This is a genomic window from Psychrobacter sp. UBA6766 (assembly GCF_002453355.1).
In the GTDB taxonomy this organism is placed as follows: Bacteria; Pseudomonadota; Gammaproteobacteria; order Pseudomonadales; family Moraxellaceae; genus Psychrobacter.
Genome location: NZ_DKGQ01000045.1, coordinates 1 through 20,664 on the forward strand (window position 1 = coordinate 1; position 20,664 = coordinate 20,664).

Here is a 20,664-nt window from a genome sequence, read left to right on the forward strand (position 1 = left end):
CTTGGGTTATGACTTTTGCAAGCGGTCTATTATGTTCATTTTCTTCAATTTAGATATCAAAATTATAGCATGCAGGTCAGCTAAAATTTATCATACTTAATAAATTATCAAGCAAATGTTAACTAATAATCCTAAACAAACTCCCTCTCAACATTCATCACCCGAGCATCCACCGCCCGTTCTATCTTTTCCTCGATTTGGCTGCATTGCGATTCAACCTCACGTTTAGATAGCCCGACTATTACAAACGTCCATTCACTGGCGTCATGCCGATCACGCTCGCCGCTCTCACAGACCGCGACGCTTGGCGTATTGCCAAAGCGTGCATGCAGGCCGCCCATCCGTTGGCGTTTTTCTTTGAGCGAGCTACAGCCCGGTAGCGCGAAAGTCAGGGTTAAGATAACGATATGCATGAGTTTTCCTTATTAAAACCAGTCACGCTTCATGGTATCATCAAGCACACTTTGTGCAGGGTAAAAACTGGTAAAATTTATCTTCATATCTATTATTACAAGTTTCTAGCATCAGTTTTAAGATAGCCCGAATAAAAACGACATTAAGAGACATAACAATGACCAAACATTATGATTATATTTCCATTGGCGGCGGTAGCGGCGGTATTGCCTCGATTAACCGAGCAGCCAGCTATGGCAAAAAATGCGCAATTATCGAAGCCGAACAACTTGGTGGCACCTGTGTAAACTGGGGCTGCGTACCTAAAAAGGTGATGTGGTATGGCGCACAAGTGGCCGAAGCCATCGAAAAATATGCGCCAGATTATGGTTTTGACGTTGAGTTAAAAGGTTTTGATTTTCAGAAGCTCATTCAAAGCCGTCAGCAGTATATCGAAAACATCCATCGCTCTTATGACAATAATTTGGCAAAAAATGGCGTTGAAGTGATAAAAGGCTTTGCTAAATTTGTCGATACCAATACCGTAGAGGTCAACGGCGAGCTGATTACCGCCGACCATATTTTGATTGCGACGGGTGGTCACCCGATTTTCCCTAATATTAAAGGCGCTGAATACGGTATCGATTCTGATGGTTTCTTTAAATTGACGCATCTACCAAAACGCGTGGCTATCGTCGGGGCAGGATATATTGCTGTTGAAATCGCTGGCGTGCTCAACAGCCTTGGTGCTGAGGTGCACTTATATGTTCGTCAGCATTCGCCGCTGCGCTCATTTGACCACACTATCGTTGAAACCTTGCTGATAGAAATGGAGCAAGATGGTATTCACGTGCATACCAACACCACGCTCACCGAAGTCAATAAAAACGAAGACGACTGTTTAGAATTATTTACCAAAGATGGCACCCTCGATACGGTCGATTGCTTAATTTGGGCAATTGGTCGCGCGCCTTCTACGGACAATATTAACCTAGAAGTGACCGGCGTAGAAACGACCGAGTTTGGCAAAATCAAGGTCGATAAATTCCAAAATACCAATGTTGAAGGTATTTATGCCGTTGGCGATATTATTGAAGGCAGCATTGATTTAACGCCAGTGGCTATCGCAGCAGGTCGCCGTTTATCAGAGCGCTTATTTAATGACAAAACCGATGAGCACTTGGTGTATGATTTAATCCCGACGGTTATCTTTACCCACCCCGCTATCGGAACGATTGGCCTGTCTGAAATCGACGCCGTTGAGCAGCATGGCAAAGAAAATATCAAGTGCTATAAATCGACCTTTACTTCTATGTATAGTGCGGTCACGCAGCACCGTCAAAAGTGCGTGATGAAACTGGTGTGCTTAGGTGAAGAAGAAAAAGTGATTGGCTTACATGGTATTGGCTACGGCGTCGATGAGATGATTCAGGGCTTTGCAGTGGCGATAAAAATGGGCGCGACGAAGGCGGATTTTGATAATACCGTTGCTATTCACCCAACGGGGGCGGAAGAGTTTGTCACGATGCGCTAGTTTTATACAAAGACTGGGCTAAATTAGTAAAAAGGCTACCTTTAGCGAGGTAGCCTTTTTATTATTGGTCATTAGGATATGTTTAATATAAATTTCCATTGGTCAGCGCCTAGCAAAGTCTCTAATTACTTAGAACCCATTCTCCCTTGACTTGATAAACTTTAAAGCCAGTCTTATTGGGGCGGCTGTTACCCGCGATTGTCTGGGTAATATCAGCCGTACAGGAATAAGTATGATTACCCTTGACGCGGTCACAGTCGATATTCTCGACGCGCTCAAGTATTGGCATCATGTGCTCCATCAAGCTGCTTATATCTTGTGCCATTTTATCATTGCCCGCGTTTGCCTTGGCATCCTTCATGATTTTAATACCTTGCTCATATTGCGCTTCAATCAAACTTTCAACCGTACTTTCAGAAGGCGCTTTAGAATACGTGAGCAAAAACGGTATAAATACGGCAATGGATACCAATGTCTTAAAATGTCTCACACTGACCTCCTGTTACGTTTATAGCGTTTTTAAAACTTAAGAGGCGGATAATTCAGACAGTATAATCGCGATACTGCTATGATGCGCTTAATAATCACCGTTGCGAGATGCTTGTGTGGCAAATGTATTTTTCTATATTACCGATTGGTCTTGGCATCATGACCTTGGTTGCAAGCCTAATTGGCTTGTTTGCTTATTTGATGTCCAATGATAATGCCACGCGCTTACCTGCTTTTAATTGGTTTAAGCGTTTAATTATCGTGGCATTTATACTACTAAGTATTGGGCTATTTATGACCTTTGGAAATTTTCGATCTTAATTAAAATCTGAGACAAATACCTTTAATCGTTTACGACTTTCTCTAATTCTAATAATTCCAAATCTTGACGTTTTGGCTCGCCATTGTTGCCATCAACGGGAAACGGCATGCTATTGCCATTTAACTGATAACCGCGGCGCTGGTAGTAAGCCAATAGCTCAGGACGATGGCTTAAAATGGACATGGTCAGAAGCGCAAAATTGTTATCAGGTGTTTGCGAATTTGATTGTAAATGCCGCTGCGCAAAGGTTTCTGCTGCCTGTAAGATCTGATGACCAACGCCACGCCCTTGCAGCTCAGGGAGTACGGCAAACATACCGATATAGGCTTTTTTATTGCCAACGTTCTCATTTGCATCAGCATCGTCTTTTATATCGACCGCGATACAGCCTAACAACTCGCCTGTTTCTTCGCAATCACGAGTACCTGTCGTGGTTTTTGGATAAATAAAAACGTAGTGTTTTGGGTCAGCAATGACAGCCAATAGCTCGTCTTTGGTGGTACGAATACCGCCGATTAAATCCGCCTCATTGGTCCAGCCTTCCGCTTGCCGATAACAGCGATTTAGTAATTGCTCTAGTGCGTCAATATCTTCTGCTTTCGCTTGGCGTAAAAATACGGTTTCTCTATTTTCGTGTGCCTTATCTATATGATTTTTATTTATGACGTCTTTATTCATAACACTGGTTTTCCTTTTCCGTCTATATATAGTCGATTCACTTTAGAACCGATACAGTGATTGATAAAGTGCTACTGGGATGAATTTTTCGCAGCTTCTGTTTAGCAGCAAGCAAGGAAAATTTATACCAGTAGCACACGATGATTAACGTATCGTTTTTATTTTGAACTGCCTATCGTATAAAAGACTGACCCAAATAAATAGGCCAGCCTTTATAATAATACGTATCAGTTTTGACTACTAGCGTGATAAGGCGTGGGCTTGGTCAATAATATCAAATCCGGCGTTGATTTGCGCTCGCGTTGGCGCGTGACCTCGGCGCAGTAGCTCGCCAAAGGCAGCCATTTCTTTATCGTGACCAACCCCACTGGCGGCACTGGCTCGCGTATCCTCGTCCTCATCATCAAAATAAAACTCGATATAGTTAAACTGCTGTAGATCGCCTTGCAAGATACTATGGTCGGTCGTGGCGGCATGACCGCTATAGCGCATGCTTTTGTCACATTGCATCGTCCAAAAAAATGGAATGCGTTCTTTTAGTGAGTAAGTATCGTCATCATCTAATATGGTTCCTGCGGCAACGAGACCATGCTGCGATGCTACGCGCCAATGCTCAACGCGCAGTCGTCCCATTTTGCCTTCAGCTTTTGCAATATCACCAAGGGCATATACCCCGTTTCGAAGCTGTAATCTTGAGTCGACTTGAACGCCATCAGGATCATTATCGACGTCAATAATCTCCGTTCGCGGTGACACGCCTGTACCGAGAATAATCATATCGGCGTCTATGCGATCGCCACTCGCAAGGGTCACGCCGCTGACACCCTTGTCATCACCGTTAATTTGATCGACTGAAGCATTAAGAACAAAGGTAACGCCTCGGTCTTGGTGGCGATTAATGAGCGCATCGCTGACCGACTCTGAGATGATATGACTCATGACGCGAGACTCTCGACCTATCACGGTAATACTAGCAACACGACCTGCTTTTGCAAGCGCTGAGGCGACCTCCATTCCAATAAATCCGGTGCCAACGATGACCACACGCTTATCCACGCTTGCCGCTTTGATCGCTTTGGCATCATCCATACTACGAAGGGTATAGACACCGTTTTGCTGAGCGCCCTCAATCGGTGGAATAATTGGTTCGGCACCCGTTGCCACGACTAAAAAATCCGGTCGGATGGTCTCATTATCGCCCGAATCTTTTTTGACGATCAAGGCGTTTTCATTGGGCATCACCTCGCTGACGGTGGTTTTTAATTGCAAGTTTATATTGTGATTTTCCGCCCAGTCACTGCCGCCGAGCATGAGTTTTTCCTCATCTGCATCACCTGACATAAAGGCTTTGGACAACAATGTTCTATCATAAGGAGCTTTGTCATCTTCGCTAATGATGGTGATTTTGCCGCCGTAGCCGAGCTTACGAAGGCGGTGCGCGGTCATAAATCCAGCCGCGCCGCCGCCTACAATCACGGTATGCGTGTCGCCAAGTTTGTCATTGATGGTACTGTGATCTATAGTTTTGCTGGTATTGATGCTCAAGCTGTCACCGTTGTCAGTAAACTCATACTGAGTCAAGCTGTCCGCGGCAACCGGCTCTAACAATGTGCCGTCCGTGCTGTCAAACGTTCCATGATGCCAAGGACAAACCACACGGTTTCCGCAGCGCACGCCATCACCCAAATCTGCCCCAGCATGAGGGCATTTTCCATCGAAAACGTAGAACATATCATCATCGCGGGTGACTAAAATAATGCTGTCATCGTCTTGCTTGAATGATTTCATGCCGCCATTAGGGATATCGGCTTTATCAATCGTGACGGTTTTTATAGTTGAGCTGGTCATAGTTGTCCTTAACGGTGGCGATTGCTACCTTATCAATGGTTATGAGTGTTAAAATATAGTTTTTATGAGTATCAGCGCAGTATTTTTACCATCTGTGTAAAAATATAAAAAGTATAATAGGAACGATGTGACATAAATACTGTCATGATTTTGACTTTAACATTATTAAAAACGTTAAAGTAATTAAACGGTTATTAATTTTAAGTACAACGTTAAAGTTCAGATAAGCACTTATTGAGCACTTATTGATAGTATCAAGGTCACCGCGCTTGCGATGTTTTTTTGTATGTCTGCCGCGTTGCGAATCGTAACTTTTGATATCACCTACCTTTATAATACGCTCCCCATTTTATAGACGATCTCTTTATGACTGACCATAATAACGACTTTTCGCCATTTACCTCTGCTGATATCGTCTTAGCGGCTGACACGACCAAACTGCCGCAGCCGACTTTGCCGACCATTCAGCAAGCAACGTATAAAGCTCATGCGACAGATTTTGTGGTCAATGAGATATTGCCGCTCGACTTTACTGGCGAAGGTGAGCATTTATGGCTTCAAATCCAAAAAAAGGGCATGAATACCGCATATTTGGCTAAAATATTATCAGAATGGGCGAACATTCCGCTTCGTGATGTCGGTTATTCAGGGCTAAAAGATCGTCACGCGCTGACGACGCAGTGGTTTAGTCTTCGCCTACCAAAAAAGCACTTACCGGAATCTGAATTTGCGCCAGTAGATATTGGAGAAAATGAGTCGGTCACTATCCTTGCGCAGCATTGGCATAATAAAAAACTCAATCGCAGCACCCATCGTGCCAATCAATTTATCATTACCTTGCGAGAGATTCAGTTTGCTGATTTTGATATGGCAGCACCAATGCCTGAGCAATTATTAGCGGCGAAACAAAGTGTCGAGCAGCATCTAGTCAACATCAGCAAAACTGGTGTGCCCAATTATTTTGGTCCGCAGCGTTTTGGCTGGAATGGTAATAATATTAGAGAAGCGTTGGCATTATTTGCGCGTCCATTACCAGCCACTCGGCCACAGTCTAAAAAACGTAATCGCGCCCCGCGCGAGCAAAACAGCATGGAATTATCCGCCGCCCGTAGTTTGATATTTAATGAAATATTGGCAGCGCGGGTACAAGATGGCAGTTGGAATACGGGGCTTAACGGTGAAGTATTTAACTTAGATGGCTCTGGATCAATATTTGCCAGTGAAGAAATAGATGATACTTTAAAGGCGCGAGTTGCCAGCGGTGATATTCATCCAACGGCGGTGTTATGGGGCGTGGATAATGATAAAGTCAGCGGCACGGCGGCCACTATCGAAGATGATATCGTGCAAAAGAACCCACTGTTAAGTCAGTTGGCAGCAGGATTAGAGCAGCGCGAGGTAAAAGCACAACGACGCGCCTTGCGCTTACCCATTGAAGCACTATCTTGGGAGTGGCAGGATACAGATGATGAGCTGACATTGGTACTTAGCTTTACTTTAACGACCGGTAGCTTTGCGACTAGCTTGTTGGCAAGCTTAGTGCAAAATTTACACTCATCGTCAGCCGCTAGTTAATGTTTAGCTAGTCGCATAAAGGACGGCTATCTTGTCTTTTTCTGCGGCTAGCATGTCATTGGCGCTAACCACTTTATTGCGGCCTCGGTCTTTTGCCTCATATAAGGCTTTGTCGGCAATACAGATTAAACGCTGACAAATATCACTTGGCAACTGAGCCTTTGAGACTTCTGTAGCGGCGCGTTTTCTTCTATGGGAGACTCTGTTTTGCGCGCGAGTTTTTTCTGAATCGGTTTGCTGCGTGGCTATTTTATGCGTACTACTTTTTTTCGCGCGGCATTTCTGCGTATAAGCTTGCTGAGTTTCTGCTTGCTGCTTTGTCTCTTCTTCTAACGCTAATGCCTTATATTCGCTTTGAATACGTGTACGCTCTTCAAACGTTAAGGTATAAACCCCTAAACTGGCGGTGATATAGAAATCCGACTGGTTATCGTTTTTGATGACTTTTTGCGCAATATCTTTTCGTAGCTGCCTAGCAATGGCCATCGCACATCCATGCGGGGTATTTGGCAGCACGATTAAAAACTCTTCGCCGCCATAACGACTAACGATAGCGTCTTCTGGTAAAGATTTTAATAACGTTTGGGCAACCTCAAATAATACTTGGTCACCAACGTCATGACCATAGTTGTCATTGATGTTTTTAAACCAATCTAGATCCAATAAAATCACGCTAAAATCCTGCTTATTTCCCATCGTGAACAACGCCTGCTGCATTTGCGTCAATCCGTAGCGGCGGCTTTTTAGCTGGGTCAACTCGTCTTGATTGGCATATTGCATGATTTCAGCTTTACTGTTATCCAATATCAATAGCAGCGTGCGAAACATATAGATGATAAAAATCGCTTTTGGTAGCGCCATATAAATATGAGTGGTACGCCAAAAAAACGCCGAGGAGAAACGCAGTTGATTAAAAGTATCCCAACTAAGCGTCCCGTTTTGAAAAATAGAGGCAGAAATGGCATTTTCGATTGCCGTCGTCTCGCTAAAGGTAAGATAGCTATAAGTATCTAACGGAAAAGAAGTAATCGTCATTTGGCGCAAATTGGGTATCGTAAAGCCAAAATAAGGAATCAAGGTGACCAAAAAAATCAAGGCAATGTGACCCAAAAAGGCTTTCCAAACATAGCGCCGTCTTATGAGCATCATCCCTAGCATCGCGCCGCCAACCAGTGAAACCCCAGCAACCAGACTGCTATGGCCCATCACTAAAATCACCATGGCAATATAAAGGCTATAAAGCGTGACCATTATCGCTTGCCATTTATACAAGGCATCCGTATCTTTTTTGATTGGAGACGCACGGCTGACCATCCAAAAAAAGAACAGCGCCATCAGCGTTATCCCAATCCATAAAGAATAGAGCAAACCCATGTCTACATAGGAACCATACTTATCTTGGTACCACCAAACAAACAAACACCAAAGCCAATGTGATGTGACTTCTATTAACACAAACAACGCCAGCAGCGATGCCCTATCAGCAGCTTGCCACTCGAAAATCACTCGCGAGAGCTTTCTATAGCCTAGATGAGATATCGATACAGCCATAATGGGCTACCGCAGATAGTGAAAGTTATTGAGCCAAACCAAACATGAAAATAAAGAGCATGACTTATATTAGACCTAAACTGACGTATTTAGTGTGGCAATTTTTCCTTTAATTATCAATCGGTTTTAATTGATTTGCCCGTCAATATCTAAAGCTTTATTTTAGCTTATCTATTAATCTTGAGAATAACCCATTTTGGACTAAGCCAATGCCGCAAACGACTGCCAAACTCCTTGCTGTTCAGGGTTGAGGTGCGGCACATCGCCCAAGCGTCGCCACGGCATATTACTTCCATGAAAGTCACTGCCTATCGATGCGGCAAGCTGATGTTCAGCGATACTGCGATCGACCATTCTTCGGGTACTAATCGGCTCACTATTCGACGGCAATTCACAAGCGTCACCGCCAAGCTGCGCAAACTCTTCAATCAGTTTACGTACACGAGTTGCCGAAAGTTGGTAGCGCGTTGGATGGGCGAGTACCGCCTTGCCGCCGCAAGCATGAATCAGCTCGATACCATGCTGCATCGTTAATGCTTCGATTGCCACGTAGGCAGGTTTATTATCCGCCAAATATTTATCAAACGCTTTTTGGACAGTTTTTACCTCGCCGCGCTCAAATAATACTTGCCCAATATGCGCACGCCCCACCGCTTGTGGATTGCCGCCAGCTTTGTCACATACCGCTTGCCAAAGCTCGTCATAATCAATATCTAGTAACTCGCTGAGTTTCTCAGTGATACGTTGACCGCGCATGGCACGACTGTCTTGCAATTGCTGCAAAGTGGCGTGCATTTTATCAAAATCGGTAAAATCCAGTCCCAACACATGGATGATTTTATTGGTAGATTTGTTTTTACCGTAGCCACCGCTAAGCGTATGTTCGCAGCTAATCTCAACCCCATTGATTAATTGTATATTGCAAGCTTTAGCTGCTAATCGCGCTTCATCAATACCCATTAAAGTATCATGATCGGTTAGCGCCAATACATTAATACCAGCATTGTTGGCGCGCTGTACCACGTCTGCGGGCGCATAAGTACCATCAGAGCAAGTGCTGTGGCAATGTAAATCGATTTTCATAAAGCTGACCTTGAGATGTTGAATAGAATATTCATTTAAATATGCTGTCGATATTAACTATATTATCAGTAAAGTAAGTTAAATACGGCGCAGCCATGGCATATCGGACGATTATCGTGTTGATTACTTTTTTTTGCGGCAGTAGACGTGTAAACTACCCCATACGTTTTTTGTTGGACATCATATTTGCTATGAAAGCCTTATTAGACTTCATTCCGTTAATCGCTTTTTTTATTGCCGCGCGTTACAGTGGCATTTTAGCGGCAGCAGGCGCATTGCTCGTGGCCACTATTATCATTTATGCCATCCACTTTGTGCGTCAAAAAGGCAAATTTGATAAACAACAGTGGGTCGTCTTATTATTAACCATCGTTTTTTGCGGTGGGACGCTGCTATTGCGTGACGACATTTACCTGCGTTGGAAATCGCCCATTATCAACGGCATCTTCGCGGTAACGCTATTGGTCAGCGCGGTAATTAATAAGCCACTCATGCAACTGGCGATGAAAGAAGTTTTCTCTCTCACGCTCAGTGGCTGGAAAAAACTGACCGTCGCTTGGGCATTATTTTTTGCCTTTATGGGCGTTTTACATTATATCACGGCATTTACCATGTCTGATGAGGCATGGATTAACTTTAAAACCTATGGCTGGATTCCAATTATGTTGGTATTCGTGGTTGCTCAATTTGCGCTGTTAAAAAACTACCTTAACCCAGCGTTAACCGATAAAACGACTAAATAAAAGCTTATCTAATAATAAAACCTAGTGTAATTATAATATACGATTTGAAAGTATGATGAGACATATCATCATCGTTTTTTATTATGGTTTATAGCGTTTTATTTTTACTATTTACTTGAGGAAGTCTCATGTCCTTATTTGCCATTATCGGTCACGATGTTGCCGGTAGCAGCGCACAACGCCAAGTGACGCGTGCCGAACACGTTGCCCGCCTGCAAGTATTACAACACGAGCAGCGACTTGTTATCGCTGGTCCAACGCCTATTGAACACGGTAAAAGTGAGATGTCAGGAAGCTTGATTATTGCTGACTTCGACTCCCTCGATGCTGCACAAGCGTGGGCAAGCGCCGAGCCTTATTTGCGTGATGGTGTCTATAGTCACGTAGATATCAAGCCGTTCGTTCAAACATTGCCTCTACCTCATGATAGTGCCGCAGATAAGCCATCAGACAAGGTAACAGCATCGTGATTGAGCGGTTATCTTCATTAAATCATCAGGTATCTAATCATGCTACCATCCGTCCCACTGGGCGCATTTTTGACCATATATCAAATTTTGGCATTACTAGCTTGATATTAATGGTTAGCCTATCGGTACAAGCGGCGCCAACCGTTAACAATGCTAACCCAGCGGCAGAAACAGCTAATACTGCGTTAGCGTCTAATAATGTTACTCAACTAGCGCCGCTAAATACTGCTTCAATCAATGCGGTAACTACTGTACCGGCTTCTGCTACAAATGCTAAGCCTGCGACGGATATTAGCAGTACTCTAGCAGCGCAGCTACAACCATCAGCTAAGGCATTGTCTGAGGCCAATCAAGAATTACTGAGCCGTAATGCTCAGCTTCAGCGCCAAGTCAATGACCTACAAACGCAAGTAAACGTTTTGGTATATGAAAGCAAAGGCCAGTTGTTTTTATATGGTGCATTTACGGTTTTAGTGAGCTTGCTGGTTGGGATTTTTATTTCGTGGCTAGTATTTGTTCGCCGTGACCGCTGGTAGCAAACTTTTTATAAATGTGATGTTCTATGACTACTCTTCATAAAACCACCAAATCCCCTAAAAAACCTGCACCGCCAGACGTGATTACCCCCGCTAAAATCGACTGGCAAACCGATGATGCTGGAAATCATGTGCCAGTATCAGGGGAGTTTGGCGATGTCTATTTCTCACACGCTGATGGTTTAGCAGAGTCGCGCCATGTATTTTTATCTCATAACCAACTGGCAGAGCGGCTAGCAAATCTTGCTGACAAGCAATTTTTTACGATTGCTGAATTGGGCTTTGGAACGGGATTGAATTTTTTGGCGACATGGCAGCTTTGGCGTGAGCTTCGTGCTCAGCAGCCGAATTTGGCAAACACGCGCTTGCACTTTATTACTACTGAAAAATACCCAATTCCACTTACTGACTTAACGCAAATACTCAGTTTATGGGCACACCGCGCGCCAGAGCTTGCCGAATTGATTAACGAGCTTTTAGCCAATTACCCACCGCTGATTGCTGGCTGTCATCGACTACATTTTATCGATGATAATATCATCCTTGATATTTGGTTAGGCGATGCGAGCGATAGTTTGGCAAGTCTCGCTACTTTTGATAACTTAACTACCGTAGATACTGAAGCGACTATCAAGCGTCCTTATATTGATGCTTGGTTTTTAGATGGTTTCGCGCCTTCTTGTAATGAAACTTTGTGGGCGGAGTCGATATTTACCCAGATGCAGCGCTTATCACGAACTGGTACGACTGCTGCTACTTATAGCTGTGCCGGTATCGTTAAACGTGGCTTACAAGCGCATGGTTTTAGCATTAAAAAGGTGAAAGGATTTGGCCGAAAACGCGAGATGTTGACAGCAGTTATGGCTGACAACGCTGATTCTTTAGAGCTGGATAATGATATCTCTGTTTCGCTAAACCTTCCTAGCCATACAGTGGTGATTGGCGCGGGGGTTGCTGGACTGCTCACCGCTTGGACGCTGGCCAATCGTGGTGTTACAGTGACTATAGTAGATAAGGTCGCGCCAATTGCTGGCGCCTCTGGCAATCCGCGCGCCCTCCTCGCGCCCAACATGACGCCCATTCATCACGTCTACGAGCACCTACATTCTATTGGCTACCTATACAGCGGCAGACTGTATTGTTATTTTAATCAGCAAGCAGTGATTCAACAAACACCGTTGATACTTGAGCAAACAGGCGCGTTAGACTTGCTGATAAAAACCAATATTGGCACCGAACAGATTGCCGATTATCCTAATGAGATGGCAACTACGATTAAGACCGAAGAAGCGTGTCAGCTAAGCGGCTTAAAAGCTAAAGACTTAGCAGACAATTTATATTTACCACAATCGGGTTTGATCAATCCTCAAGCACTAAAGACCATTATCCTTAAACATTCAAATATCAATTATCAACAGCTTTGCGTTACCGATATTAAAGAAACTGCCGATAAGATTACGGTAACGGGTGAAAAAGAAATAAGCAGTGATAACGATCGAAGCTCTATTACTATCTGCGCTGACAATGTAGTGATTTGTGCTGCCTATGAGAGCCATCAATTAGACAACCGTATCGTTAAATGCCGAACCATTCGCGGGCAGTTATCTTGGTTTACCCCCACTGCTGAGCAAATAGCGGGTCTGCCTAAATTACCGCTCAAATATAGCGGTTATTGCGCGCCCTTTATCGGACAAAGCGGTGATGCTGAAGTAAATATGATTAACGAAGGTCAGCAGCAGTTTTTACTTGGCGCCAGCTTTGTAGATGCTGACGCTAGCACTGATATCCGTGAAGAAGAAAATCAGCAAAATTATGAAAAACTGCTTGAGGATATTCCTGAATTAAGCCATGTCTTGTCAGATGATACCAGCACATGGCAAGCGCGCGCAGGTGTCCGTACCCAGACCATTGATTATCATCCGTTGGTTGGCCGACTTACACAAAGTCGTCACATTTGGACGCTCTCTGCCATGGGAGCAAAAGGTTATGCGCTAGCACCCATATGTGCTGAGGCATTAGCAGATATGATGCTAGGTAGCTTTGCACCTTTATCTGCCGTTATGTTAGCGCGGCTATCACCCAATCGGTCGCGGTTGCATAAAGCGCAAAAGGCTACAATTTAACCTTATGCTGACGTTTATCAATATTTATACGGATGCTAGCTTATACAAGGAATATAAAAGCCAAGGTATGTATTTATAACAGTATAGAAGTCGACTTAAAGAACCATGCTAGACTAACCTTAAAAGTTAACATACTTTAATAATAATTATAAATGGATGGCTGTCTATTATGAAAACCGATATTTTCACCTTAGTAAAATCGCAACCTTCCTTGAAAGCAATGTCTCTCGCTTTATTAAGTCTCTCGTTGCTAACTGCTTGCCAAAAGACGCCAGAACCTGAGACAGTCGACGAAACAACTGCCAAAACGTCGTCCCAAACAACACCAGTGACTTCTGATATTAATACACTTAATGCTGAAGAAGAGGCAAATCCTGCTCAGCCTATAGACAATTCAGAACGAAACACAAGCTTAACTGAACCAGAAAATGATATTAGCGCAATGGACAAGTCAGCAAACAATGCTGCGATAGCGCCTAATCCAGAACAAGCCATCAAAGGCGCGCAAATCACTGATGTTAATTATCGTAGCGCCACCGGCGAAACACTATTTGTTATCTTTGAAACCTCAGAAGAAGGCGTGCTCAACGCTATCGTGACCTTGCCTAACAGGCCTAAAATGACCTTGAGCGCGCCAGAAGGTCAGGGCAACAACCCTACTTATCGCTCAAGCGATGGCAGTATTCAGCTGGTCAGTCATGGCGGTGGTAGCAGCATAGATCTGATTCAAAACAATAAGATGACGAACTTCGACGCCATCAGCGTAGATGCAGAAGTTATCACCGAATAGTGTTACGAATCAAAACCTAGCTTGAAATTTTTCAGAAGTAAGAAGTTCAGCAAAAAAAGGCGGCAAATATTATCAATATTTGCCGCCTTTTTCATTTTTGTTCACTTCTAGCCAAAGCCAGTGGTCTTACCAAACAGGCTCACTAGCCAGCTCATCACTGCCCACAGACCCCAACCAATAACTACCAGAACAATCAATCCCAATAAATCAGGAATGTGTAAATATAACCAAGCAACAATTCGGTTGCGCCAAAAGCGGCTTTCCCGTTGTTTGTCTTCTAATGATTGATGCAAAAATGGCCGGTCCATATGAATGGTTTCGGTGATGCCATATTCATCATGTAAATGCTCGTGCACGATACTCAATGTCTTACGACTGGGACGAATAAAAATATCGAGCACCGTACCAATTCCAGGAACGATACCAACGACCATGTCAATCAATGCCAGTCTAACCGCTGGGGTCATTTTACGCGCAGGCACACCCAGTTGACGACCTAAGATAAACGCATAGCTGGTCAATGCCAATCCTGCCAAATCACCTGCCAGCGGAATGGTCGAAAGCGCCGCATCCGCACCCATACCTTGTTTGGTAAAAGGTATTCGTACAAGCGAATCCATGGTATTAGCAAACTTGGCCAGTTTACGTTCCGTTTCGATGACTTGCTCGCGCGTTAGCCCATGCTCAGCCAGCTTTGCTTGATAGTCGATAACAGGCGCATTAATATCGGCGGCTTTCTTCACCTTTAATTTTGACAATTTATCCATTAAAAGCTGTCCATAGACAAGCGATTGCAACGAGCGCAAAGACATAACGCCCTACCCATATATTGGCCAAAAATGCCTGAAAACACGCCATTGCCTGACGACTGGTACAGGCACTGTTTTGCTTGGCAAACATCATCGCCACCAACGCTAGGCCAAAGACAGGAATGATGCCTAAACTGGTTGGCGCAAAATAATGCCACATCACCGCCCCCATAATGAGTAAAAATACGGTTTGCAGCAGCGAGATGATAATCACCTCATAGCGGCCAAATAATATTGCTGTTGATTTGACCCCGATTTTTAAATCATCCTCACGATCCGCCATCGCGTACTGAGTATCATAAGCCACCGTCCAGCACATATAAGCGATAAACAATAACCAACTCCACATATCAGGGGCACCTTGAATAGCCACATAAGCCATCGGTATCGCCCAACCAAACGCCGCCGCTAAAAATACTTGCGGTAAATGGGTAAATCGCTTCATAAATGGGTAAATAAACGCCAGTACCACAGCACCAAGCGACCAGTAAAATACTGCTATCGGTAAAAGTAACAGCAAACTGGCACTAAGCAATACCAATACTAAAAAAGCAGCAATGGCTTCTTTAGCAGATAAACGCCCATCTGCAAGCGGTCGACCTTTAGTACGGCTCACATGACCATCGACCTTGCGATCAGCAAAGTCATTAATCGCACAGCCCGCCGCGCGCATCAGTATCGCACCAAGCGCAAAAATAATAAATACTTTAAAGCTGGGCAGACCGGCGCTGACTCCTTTTTGCTGCGCCTGCCCCATTGCAGCCAACAGCACCCCCCATAATGTTGGCCACAGCAGCAGCTCTATGCCCACGGGTTTATCAAAGCGCGTCAGTTGTAGATAGGCGTGTAGTTTGTCATTAAATGTCATGGCGTTTTTTTATCATCTATAGAAATTTTATATATTTGTTGGCAGGCTGCTAGGTTGAGCAATAGAAGCGAAAGGATTGGCCAGCTATTGGATTTGTTGCCATAAGTTACTTGCTTCAATAAGCGACAACTCAGGATATTGCTTACGTAATGCCTTAATGGATGCCATCTTATTATTTTGACTAAGCTTCGCTTGCTGACGTAAGTAGTCCAGTTGTTCTTTTGGATTCCTAAGCGCTTTTAGGTGGGCTTTGAGCTGTAAAATTTGTGTTCGCAGGGCAATATTCATCAATAGTAAAGCTGCACCAATGACCCAAATTATAATCGTTGACATCCTTTTCTCCTGAATCCATTACTATTAAATCCACCACTTTTAAATCTTGGCATTCTAAATACGTAACCTGATTAACCGAGGTCATTCATAACCATAGAAAAGAGCTATTAAAAGCACCTATTTAACCTAGGGATCAAACAAAGTAACCGTCAAAACGCACTGCCTCATTATGCCAGCTTTCGTTTGGTGATTGATCAGCAAGAAACGGCGCAAATTGGGGTCGTTTAACAATAATGCGGCCTTGCTTCTGACCGTTTCGACTGACGACGGCTTGCGCAGACTGCAGTAATTGCACCTCTTCTGCTGGCGTTGGTGGGCTAGCCAGCTGATGCAATGCTTGCATATGCTTACCGACTTTTGCGCCCTTGCCCGTCTTCCTATCTTGGTAACTGTCCTCTGGAAACATAGGATCCAGATATATCACATCGACTCCGTGATGATTATCAGCAGTCAATTTATTATTAGAATCTGCAAAATCAAAACTTTCAAAATAACTTAGCGCATCGGTATTAATAATCTGTAATCGTGACATTAGCTTTTGCCAATTTGGTAACGCATTCATACGTTGCTGCTCTATTAGCAAAAGTAGTGCCATCAACGGCTGCTGCTCTAGCATAGTGACTTGCGCGCCCGTACTGGCTAGTATCAAACTGTCGTGCCCAAAACCTGCAGTCGCATCAATAACATGACTATCCGATGTAATTTTAGCGGCTTGCAATAACAGCTCAGACTTACGCCCCGCACTCACCACTCGGCGTTGCAGCTTATCCCATTCTGGCGCCACGCTTAACCCGTCACTCAGCCATGATAGCTTGTTTTTTTCGTCTAATATTAAAATAGGCTGAATAGAGATTTCGCTTAATTGCTGGCGACGTTTTTGATTAAGCTTTTCGGTCAATAGCTCAGCATTTAAACTAATAGGCAATCGGTGTTCAGCTATTAGCGCTTGCAGGCTTTCAACCTGCGCGTACTGTGTATCATTCACATAAAAAAGTTGGCAGTGCATAAAAGCGCTCGATACTCGTTGCAAACTGCTCATGACTGCCCTCCCTTTTAATATTTTATAGTTCAAGATTCTTGAGTTAAGACATTTAAAAATGATAACCTAACATTGTTAGAACCTAGCCCGCCATCTGATAACCAAATCCCCAAGCCGCTATCAATACCAACACGCCCGTGATGATACGTAGCCATGCAAAGATTTTGAAATCACGCCGGCTGACCCAAGCGACCAATAGGCGAATACAAAGTAAAGCGACGATGAACGAGATCACTGTTCCGATCGCCAGTACCGTCCAATCCTCAGTACTGGTCAATACGTCATGATGCTTTATTAAATCTAGAAGTGCCGCACCAATAATAACTGGAATGCCTAAAAAGAAGGAAAATTCAGCAGAAGCTTTACGTGATACACCCAGCCATAACGCCCCAATAATCGTTGCCCCTGAGCGCGAAGTGCCTGGTATTAAAGCCAAGCATTGAAACACGCCAATTATCAATGCGGTTTTTAGACTCACATCTTCTGCTTCTTTGGCAATAATGGGCTTTGGACGATTTTCGACATAAAATATCAGCAAACCACCAATGATAAGCATGATTGCCACAACGATAGGATTAAATAAATATGCCTTAATCTCGTCAGCAAAGGTAAAACCTACAATCATTACTGGAATGGTCGCCACAATTAAGCTTAAACCAAGCTGCCTTGGATTGCTCATACCTTCCGCTTTACCGGTCAGTAGCCCCATGAGCGCTTGCCACAGCCTGCCCCAATAATCATAAATGACCGCTAAGATAGCACCAAGCTGGACTACCACCACAAACAAATCGACCTTTTCTTTGGTCCAAAAGCCCATCAAGTCCGCTGATAAAATCAAATATCCAGTACTAGAGATGGGTAAAAATTCAGTAATACCCTCAACGATACCCATGATGACCGCTTGGATGAATAACAGTATATCCACAGTTGCTTCCCTAAAAAAACAGCGCTAGCCGCTGTTCTATATTGTTGTTACTTTTATAATCGTTTATATGTTGTAGAACAAAGTACGTGCTTGCGAGCTATCTCGTAAGAACTATGCCTTACCTTGCTCTTTTAGCGTTTTCCATGCTTGATTGCGCAAGTATTTTGGCAAGGCATTAGCAGCATCGGTACCGCCAGTCTGTACGAATTGGGCGATACCCAATTGTCCAATCCCTATCGCATCTGGCCAAATAACTTCATGGCAGACTTGTTCGTCATGTGCTTTTAATAGCGGCGCCCCATTGCCAACAATAGGAAGGTTAGTCGCTGTCTGACTGTCATAATCGAGTAACTGCTCGGTGCCTTCGCTATTGTCTTGAGCAACGGGCTGCATAATCTTGTCTATTAGAGCATATTGCCCAAAATATACTTGCTGCATTCGCGCATCAAGCGCGCTATAAACTTGACTCAAACCATACTTTTGATACGCACACTGGGCAATGGCTTGTAAGCTAGAAACACCCACACAAGGAATATTGTGGGCGACAGATAAGGCTTGCACCACTGCCGTATTGATTCGTATACCGCTAAAAGCACCGGGACCACGGTTAAAGATTAATGCTGTTATATCAGCCAAATCGAGCTTAGCTTCAGATAATGCGGCATCAATCATCGGTAGAATTTGCTGAGTTTGCTCACGTTTGCCTTTTTCAGTATGACTCGATAGCACCTGACCACTGGCATCTAAAATCGCGACTGAACATTGATCAAATACGGTATCCATTGCTAAAAACATCATCACCTCGGCTTATTCACTTGTACAACAAAACGTGCTCTCATCAATCAGCGCCTATCATAGCATTTAGGATAGAAGAGTTTTATCAATTTCTAAATTTTCATCGTTCATCTAACCATATTTATGCAAACATAACGGACATAAAAAACCCCAAAGCCATCTTACCTTGGGGTTTTATAAAGAAGTAAAGCCGATGCTAATCCAAACTATTATTAATTAAAAGCGTGTCTTAAATTTCTTTGGTGCTTGATTTTGCAACTCTTGCATCTGCTTTTGCATCTCTTCAGTGCTCGGCATATTATTTGGGTCAAGTCCCATCTGCTTTGCCATCTGCGCTGGATTCACATCTTTGGCACCGCCTTGCTGACCGCCGCCAAATAGTGGACCGCCACCACCAGCACCGCTACCGCCCATCAAACCTTGCATTGATTTCATCATTTTACTGATGCCTTCAGGCTTAGAAATCATTTTCATCATTTTTGCCATTTGTTTATGCTGCTTTAGCAAACGATTAACGTCTTGAATCTCACGACCTGAACCTGCGGCAATACGGCGCTTGCGGCTTGGATTAATCTTATCTGGATTCTTACGCTCAAACGGCGTCATTGAATTAATCAAGGCTTCCATCTCGCGTACTTTTTCTTCAGGCTTAGCGTCTTGAACGGCTTTTTGCATATCAGAGCCGCCCATTCCTGGCATTTTATCTAAGAATCCTGCCATGCCGCCCATGCTTTTCATTTGCTGAAACTGGGTCAATAAATCCTCAAGGTCGAAGTCGCCGCCCTTTTGCATCTTTTTCGCCATTTTTTCAGCTTTATCACGGTCGATTTTTTGCTCGACTTCCTCGACCAAGCTTAGGACGTCACCCATACCAAGAATACGTTGGGCGATACGCTCAGGATGGAACAGCTCTAACGCATCGAGTTTTTCACCGCGACCTAAAAATTTGATCGGCTTACCAGTAATGGCACGCACCGATAATGCCGCACCGCCACGGGCATCGCCATCGGTCTTAGTTAGGATAACACCCGTTAACGGCAGCGCATCGTTAAAGGCTTTGGCGGTATTGGCCGCATCCTGACCAGTCATTGCATCAACGACAAACAAGGTTTCAGAAGGATTGACCGCAGCAGTCAATGCTTTAATTTCAGCCATCATGGTTTCATCAATCGCCAGACGACCGGCGGTATCAATAATCAAGATATCTTGATATTGAATCTTCGCCTCTTCAATAGCGCGTTTGGCGATGTCGATTGGGTTTTCATCGACTGTTGAATCGACGAATTTAGCATTTACTTGACCAGCTACTTGCTCAAGCTGAGCAATTGCCGCCGGACGGTAGACGTCGGCAGAAACCAGCATCACCTTTTTCTTATGACGCTCTTGTAAAAACTTTGCCAATTTACCAGCGGTGGTGGTTTTACCCGCCCCTTGCAAACCAGCTAGCAGATAAACAACCGGCGGTTTACCCGTCATCTCAAGCTGCTGATTGGCACTGCCCATCATTTCGGTCAGCTCGTCATGGACGATTTTGACAAAGGCTTGGCCTGGCGCCAACTCTTTGAGCACTTCAGCACCAAGCGCTTGCTCTTTGACACGTTTGACAAAATCACGGGTCACTGGTAGCGCGACGTCAGCTTCTAACAGCGCCATGCGCACTTCACGCAGCGTGTCTTTGATATTATCTTCGGTTAACTGCCCAGTGCCGGCGATATTGCGCAGGCTCGATGATAAGCGTTCGGTTAAGGTATCAAACATAA

At 44.1% G+C, this 20,664-nt stretch carries 21 protein-coding genes; 8 read left to right on the top strand and 13 right to left on the bottom strand.

Translation table 11 applies throughout. From position 1 onward, the window contains the following. Positions 1 to 131: 131 nt before the first annotated feature. The gene (locus tag B4K26_RS10465; RefSeq protein WP_296245391.1) at positions 132 to 413 is read right to left on the bottom strand and encodes a DUF503 domain-containing protein; all 282 of its coding nucleotides are present in this window, start codon (positions 411 to 413) and stop codon (positions 132 to 134) included. A gap of 158 nt (positions 414 to 571) precedes the next feature. Here B4K26_RS10465 and gorA point away from each other — a divergent pair, with 158 nt between their 5' ends. Then, positions 572 to 1,927, top strand: a complete 1,356-nt coding sequence (gorA, locus tag B4K26_RS10470) for a glutathione-disulfide reductase (protein ID WP_296245393.1) — start codon at positions 572 to 574, stop codon at positions 1,925 to 1,927. A gap of 121 nt (positions 1,928 to 2,048) precedes the next feature. On the opposite strand, the gene B4K26_RS10475 is transcribed toward gorA, so the two are convergent. Continuing rightward, on the bottom strand, positions 2,049 to 2,417 hold the full coding sequence (locus B4K26_RS10475; RefSeq protein ID WP_296245394.1) for a hypothetical protein: 369 nt from the start codon (positions 2,415 to 2,417) through the stop codon (positions 2,049 to 2,051). Between the two features lie 122 nt (positions 2,418 to 2,539). Between B4K26_RS10475 and B4K26_RS10480 the strand changes: the two genes are divergently transcribed. Continuing rightward, positions 2,540 to 2,737 carry a hypothetical protein gene (locus tag B4K26_RS10480; protein WP_296245396.1) on the top strand — a complete coding sequence of 66 codons (198 nt, stop codon included), beginning with the start codon at positions 2,540 to 2,542 and terminating at the stop codon, positions 2,735 to 2,737. Between the two features lie 22 nt (positions 2,738 to 2,759). Here B4K26_RS10480 and B4K26_RS10485 read toward each other — a convergent pair whose 3' ends face one another. Together B4K26_RS10485 and B4K26_RS10490 are read right to left on the bottom strand one after the other, a co-directional pair. Continuing rightward, positions 2,760 to 3,416: a GNAT family N-acetyltransferase gene (locus B4K26_RS10485; RefSeq protein ID WP_296245397.1), complete on the bottom strand. Its 657-nt coding sequence runs from the start codon at positions 3,414 to 3,416 to the stop codon at positions 2,760 to 2,762. A gap of 240 nt (positions 3,417 to 3,656) precedes the next feature. Beyond that, positions 3,657 to 5,264, bottom strand: coding sequence for an FAD-dependent oxidoreductase (locus B4K26_RS10490; protein WP_296245398.1), 1,608 nt, complete (start codon positions 5,262 to 5,264; stop codon positions 3,657 to 3,659). 366 nt (positions 5,265 to 5,630) lie between these two features. On the opposite strand from B4K26_RS10490, the gene truD reads away from it, so the two are divergent. Continuing rightward, entirely contained in the window at positions 5,631 to 6,839 is a 1,209-nt protein-coding gene (truD, locus tag B4K26_RS10495) for a tRNA pseudouridine(13) synthase TruD (RefSeq protein ID WP_296245399.1), read from the top strand. Positions 6,840 to 6,842: 3 nt separating this feature from the next. Here the strand turns inward: truD and B4K26_RS10500 are convergent, their stop codons facing one another. Continuing rightward, complete coding sequence (locus tag B4K26_RS10500; protein ID WP_296245400.1) at positions 6,843 to 8,390, bottom strand: GGDEF domain-containing protein; 1,548 nt, start codon at positions 8,388 to 8,390, stop codon at positions 6,843 to 6,845. 201 nt (positions 8,391 to 8,591) lie between these two features. Continuing rightward, positions 8,592 to 9,473: a PHP domain-containing protein gene (locus tag B4K26_RS10505; RefSeq protein ID WP_296245404.1), complete on the bottom strand. Its 882-nt coding sequence runs from the start codon at positions 9,471 to 9,473 to the stop codon at positions 8,592 to 8,594. A 191-nt stretch (positions 9,474 to 9,664) separates the two neighbouring features. Here B4K26_RS10505 and ispZ point away from each other — a divergent pair, with 191 nt between their 5' ends. The 5 genes from ispZ to B4K26_RS10530 all read left to right on the top strand — a co-directional run bounded on the left by ispZ (position 9,665) and on the right by B4K26_RS10530 (position 14,135). Further along, a complete protein-coding gene (gene ispZ, locus B4K26_RS10510) occupies positions 9,665 to 10,216 on the top strand; it encodes a septation protein IspZ (RefSeq protein WP_296245405.1) in 552 nt (183 codons plus the stop codon). 128 nt (positions 10,217 to 10,344) lie between these two features. Next, on the top strand, positions 10,345 to 10,686 hold the full coding sequence (locus B4K26_RS10515; RefSeq protein WP_296245407.1) for a YciI family protein: 342 nt from the start codon (positions 10,345 to 10,347) through the stop codon (positions 10,684 to 10,686). Further along, positions 10,683 to 11,222, top strand: a complete 540-nt coding sequence (locus B4K26_RS10520; protein WP_296245408.1) for a hypothetical protein — start codon at positions 10,683 to 10,685, stop codon at positions 11,220 to 11,222. Before B4K26_RS10515 ends, B4K26_RS10520 begins: the two co-directional genes overlap by 4 nt. A 26-nt stretch (positions 11,223 to 11,248) precedes the next feature. Next, positions 11,249 to 13,345 carry a tRNA (5-methylaminomethyl-2-thiouridine)(34)-methyltransferase MnmD gene (gene mnmD, locus B4K26_RS10525; RefSeq protein WP_296245409.1) on the top strand — a complete coding sequence of 699 codons (2,097 nt, stop codon included), beginning with the start codon at positions 11,249 to 11,251 and terminating at the stop codon, positions 13,343 to 13,345. Positions 13,346 to 13,514: 169 nt separating this feature from the next. Then, complete coding sequence (locus B4K26_RS10530) at positions 13,515 to 14,135, top strand: hypothetical protein (protein WP_296245410.1); 621 nt, start codon at positions 13,515 to 13,517, stop codon at positions 14,133 to 14,135. A 107-nt stretch (positions 14,136 to 14,242) separates the two neighbouring features. Here B4K26_RS10530 and B4K26_RS10535 read toward each other — a convergent pair whose 3' ends face one another. The 7 genes from B4K26_RS10535 to ffh form a co-directional block, all read right to left on the bottom strand. After that, complete coding sequence (locus tag B4K26_RS10535; RefSeq protein ID WP_296245411.1) at positions 14,243 to 14,902, bottom strand: DUF4112 domain-containing protein; 660 nt, start codon at positions 14,900 to 14,902, stop codon at positions 14,243 to 14,245. Further along, positions 14,895 to 15,812 (bottom strand): 4-hydroxybenzoate octaprenyltransferase, encoded by a 918-nt coding sequence (ubiA, locus tag B4K26_RS10540; RefSeq protein ID WP_296245412.1) that lies wholly within the window; start codon positions 15,810 to 15,812, stop codon positions 14,895 to 14,897. Before ubiA ends, B4K26_RS10535 begins: the two co-directional genes overlap by 8 nt. Positions 15,813 to 15,896: 84 nt before the next feature. Next, on the bottom strand, positions 15,897 to 16,145 hold the full coding sequence (locus B4K26_RS10545; protein WP_296245413.1) for a hypothetical protein: 249 nt from the start codon (positions 16,143 to 16,145) through the stop codon (positions 15,897 to 15,899). Positions 16,146 to 16,278: 133 nt separating this feature from the next. Continuing rightward, entirely contained in the window at positions 16,279 to 17,184 is a 906-nt protein-coding gene (locus B4K26_RS10550) for a class I SAM-dependent methyltransferase (RefSeq protein WP_296245414.1), read from the bottom strand. 82 nt (positions 17,185 to 17,266) lie between these two features. Beyond that, positions 17,267 to 18,109 carry an undecaprenyl-diphosphate phosphatase gene (locus B4K26_RS10555; protein ID WP_296245415.1) on the bottom strand — a complete coding sequence of 281 codons (843 nt, stop codon included), beginning with the start codon at positions 18,107 to 18,109 and terminating at the stop codon, positions 17,267 to 17,269. A 111-nt stretch (positions 18,110 to 18,220) separates the two neighbouring features. After that, on the bottom strand, positions 18,221 to 18,904 hold the full coding sequence (gene tsaB / locus B4K26_RS10560) for a tRNA (adenosine(37)-N6)-threonylcarbamoyltransferase complex dimerization subunit type 1 TsaB (protein ID WP_296245418.1): 684 nt from the start codon (positions 18,902 to 18,904) through the stop codon (positions 18,221 to 18,223). Between the two features lie 216 nt (positions 18,905 to 19,120). Continuing rightward, entirely contained in the window at positions 19,121 to 20,662 is a 1,542-nt protein-coding gene (ffh, locus tag B4K26_RS10565) for a signal recognition particle protein (protein WP_296245416.1), read from the bottom strand. Between the last annotated feature and the right edge of the window lie 2 nt (positions 20,663 to 20,664).

Excerpts from the sequence above, each read along its gene's own strand:
- B4K26_RS10490 (WP_296245398.1), bottom strand. The coding sequence starts at position 5,264 with ATGACCAGCTCAACTATAAAAACCGTCACGATTGATAAAGCCGATATC.
- B4K26_RS10530 (WP_296245410.1), top strand. The coding sequence starts at position 13,515 with ATGAAAACCGATATTTTCACCTTAGTAAAATCGCAACCTTCCTTGAAA.
- B4K26_RS10500 (WP_296245400.1), bottom strand. The coding sequence starts at position 8,390 with ATGGCTGTATCGATATCTCATCTAGGCTATAGAAAGCTCTCGCGAGTG.
- ffh (WP_296245416.1), bottom strand. The coding sequence starts at position 20,662 with ATGTTTGATACCTTAACCGAACGCTTATCATCGAGCCTGCGCAATATC.
- B4K26_RS10465 (WP_296245391.1), bottom strand. The coding sequence starts at position 413 with ATGCATATCGTTATCTTAACCCTGACTTTCGCGCTACCGGGCTGTAGC.
- B4K26_RS10515 (WP_296245407.1), top strand. The coding sequence starts at position 10,345 with ATGTCCTTATTTGCCATTATCGGTCACGATGTTGCCGGTAGCAGCGCA.
- B4K26_RS10485 (WP_296245397.1), bottom strand. The coding sequence starts at position 3,416 with ATGAATAAAGACGTCATAAATAAAAATCATATAGATAAGGCACACGAA.
- ubiA (WP_296245412.1), bottom strand. The coding sequence starts at position 15,812 with ATGACATTTAATGACAAACTACACGCCTATCTACAACTGACGCGCTTT.
- B4K26_RS10505 (WP_296245404.1), bottom strand. The coding sequence starts at position 9,473 with ATGAAAATCGATTTACATTGCCACAGCACTTGCTCTGATGGTACTTAT.
- tsaB (WP_296245418.1), bottom strand. The coding sequence starts at position 18,904 with ATGTTTTTAGCAATGGATACCGTATTTGATCAATGTTCAGTCGCGATT.
- ispZ (WP_296245405.1), top strand. The coding sequence starts at position 9,665 with ATGAAAGCCTTATTAGACTTCATTCCGTTAATCGCTTTTTTTATTGCC.
- B4K26_RS10545 (WP_296245413.1), bottom strand. The coding sequence starts at position 16,145 with ATGTCAACGATTATAATTTGGGTCATTGGTGCAGCTTTACTATTGATG.
- B4K26_RS10480 (WP_296245396.1), top strand. The coding sequence starts at position 2,540 with ATGTATTTTTCTATATTACCGATTGGTCTTGGCATCATGACCTTGGTT.
- B4K26_RS10550 (WP_296245414.1), bottom strand. The coding sequence starts at position 17,184 with ATGAGCAGTTTGCAACGAGTATCGAGCGCTTTTATGCACTGCCAACTT.
- gorA (WP_296245393.1), top strand. The coding sequence starts at position 572 with ATGACCAAACATTATGATTATATTTCCATTGGCGGCGGTAGCGGCGGT.
- B4K26_RS10535 (WP_296245411.1), bottom strand. The coding sequence starts at position 14,902 with ATGGATAAATTGTCAAAATTAAAGGTGAAGAAAGCCGCCGATATTAAT.
- mnmD (WP_296245409.1), top strand. The coding sequence starts at position 11,249 with ATGACTACTCTTCATAAAACCACCAAATCCCCTAAAAAACCTGCACCG.
- truD (WP_296245399.1), top strand. The coding sequence starts at position 5,631 with ATGACTGACCATAATAACGACTTTTCGCCATTTACCTCTGCTGATATC.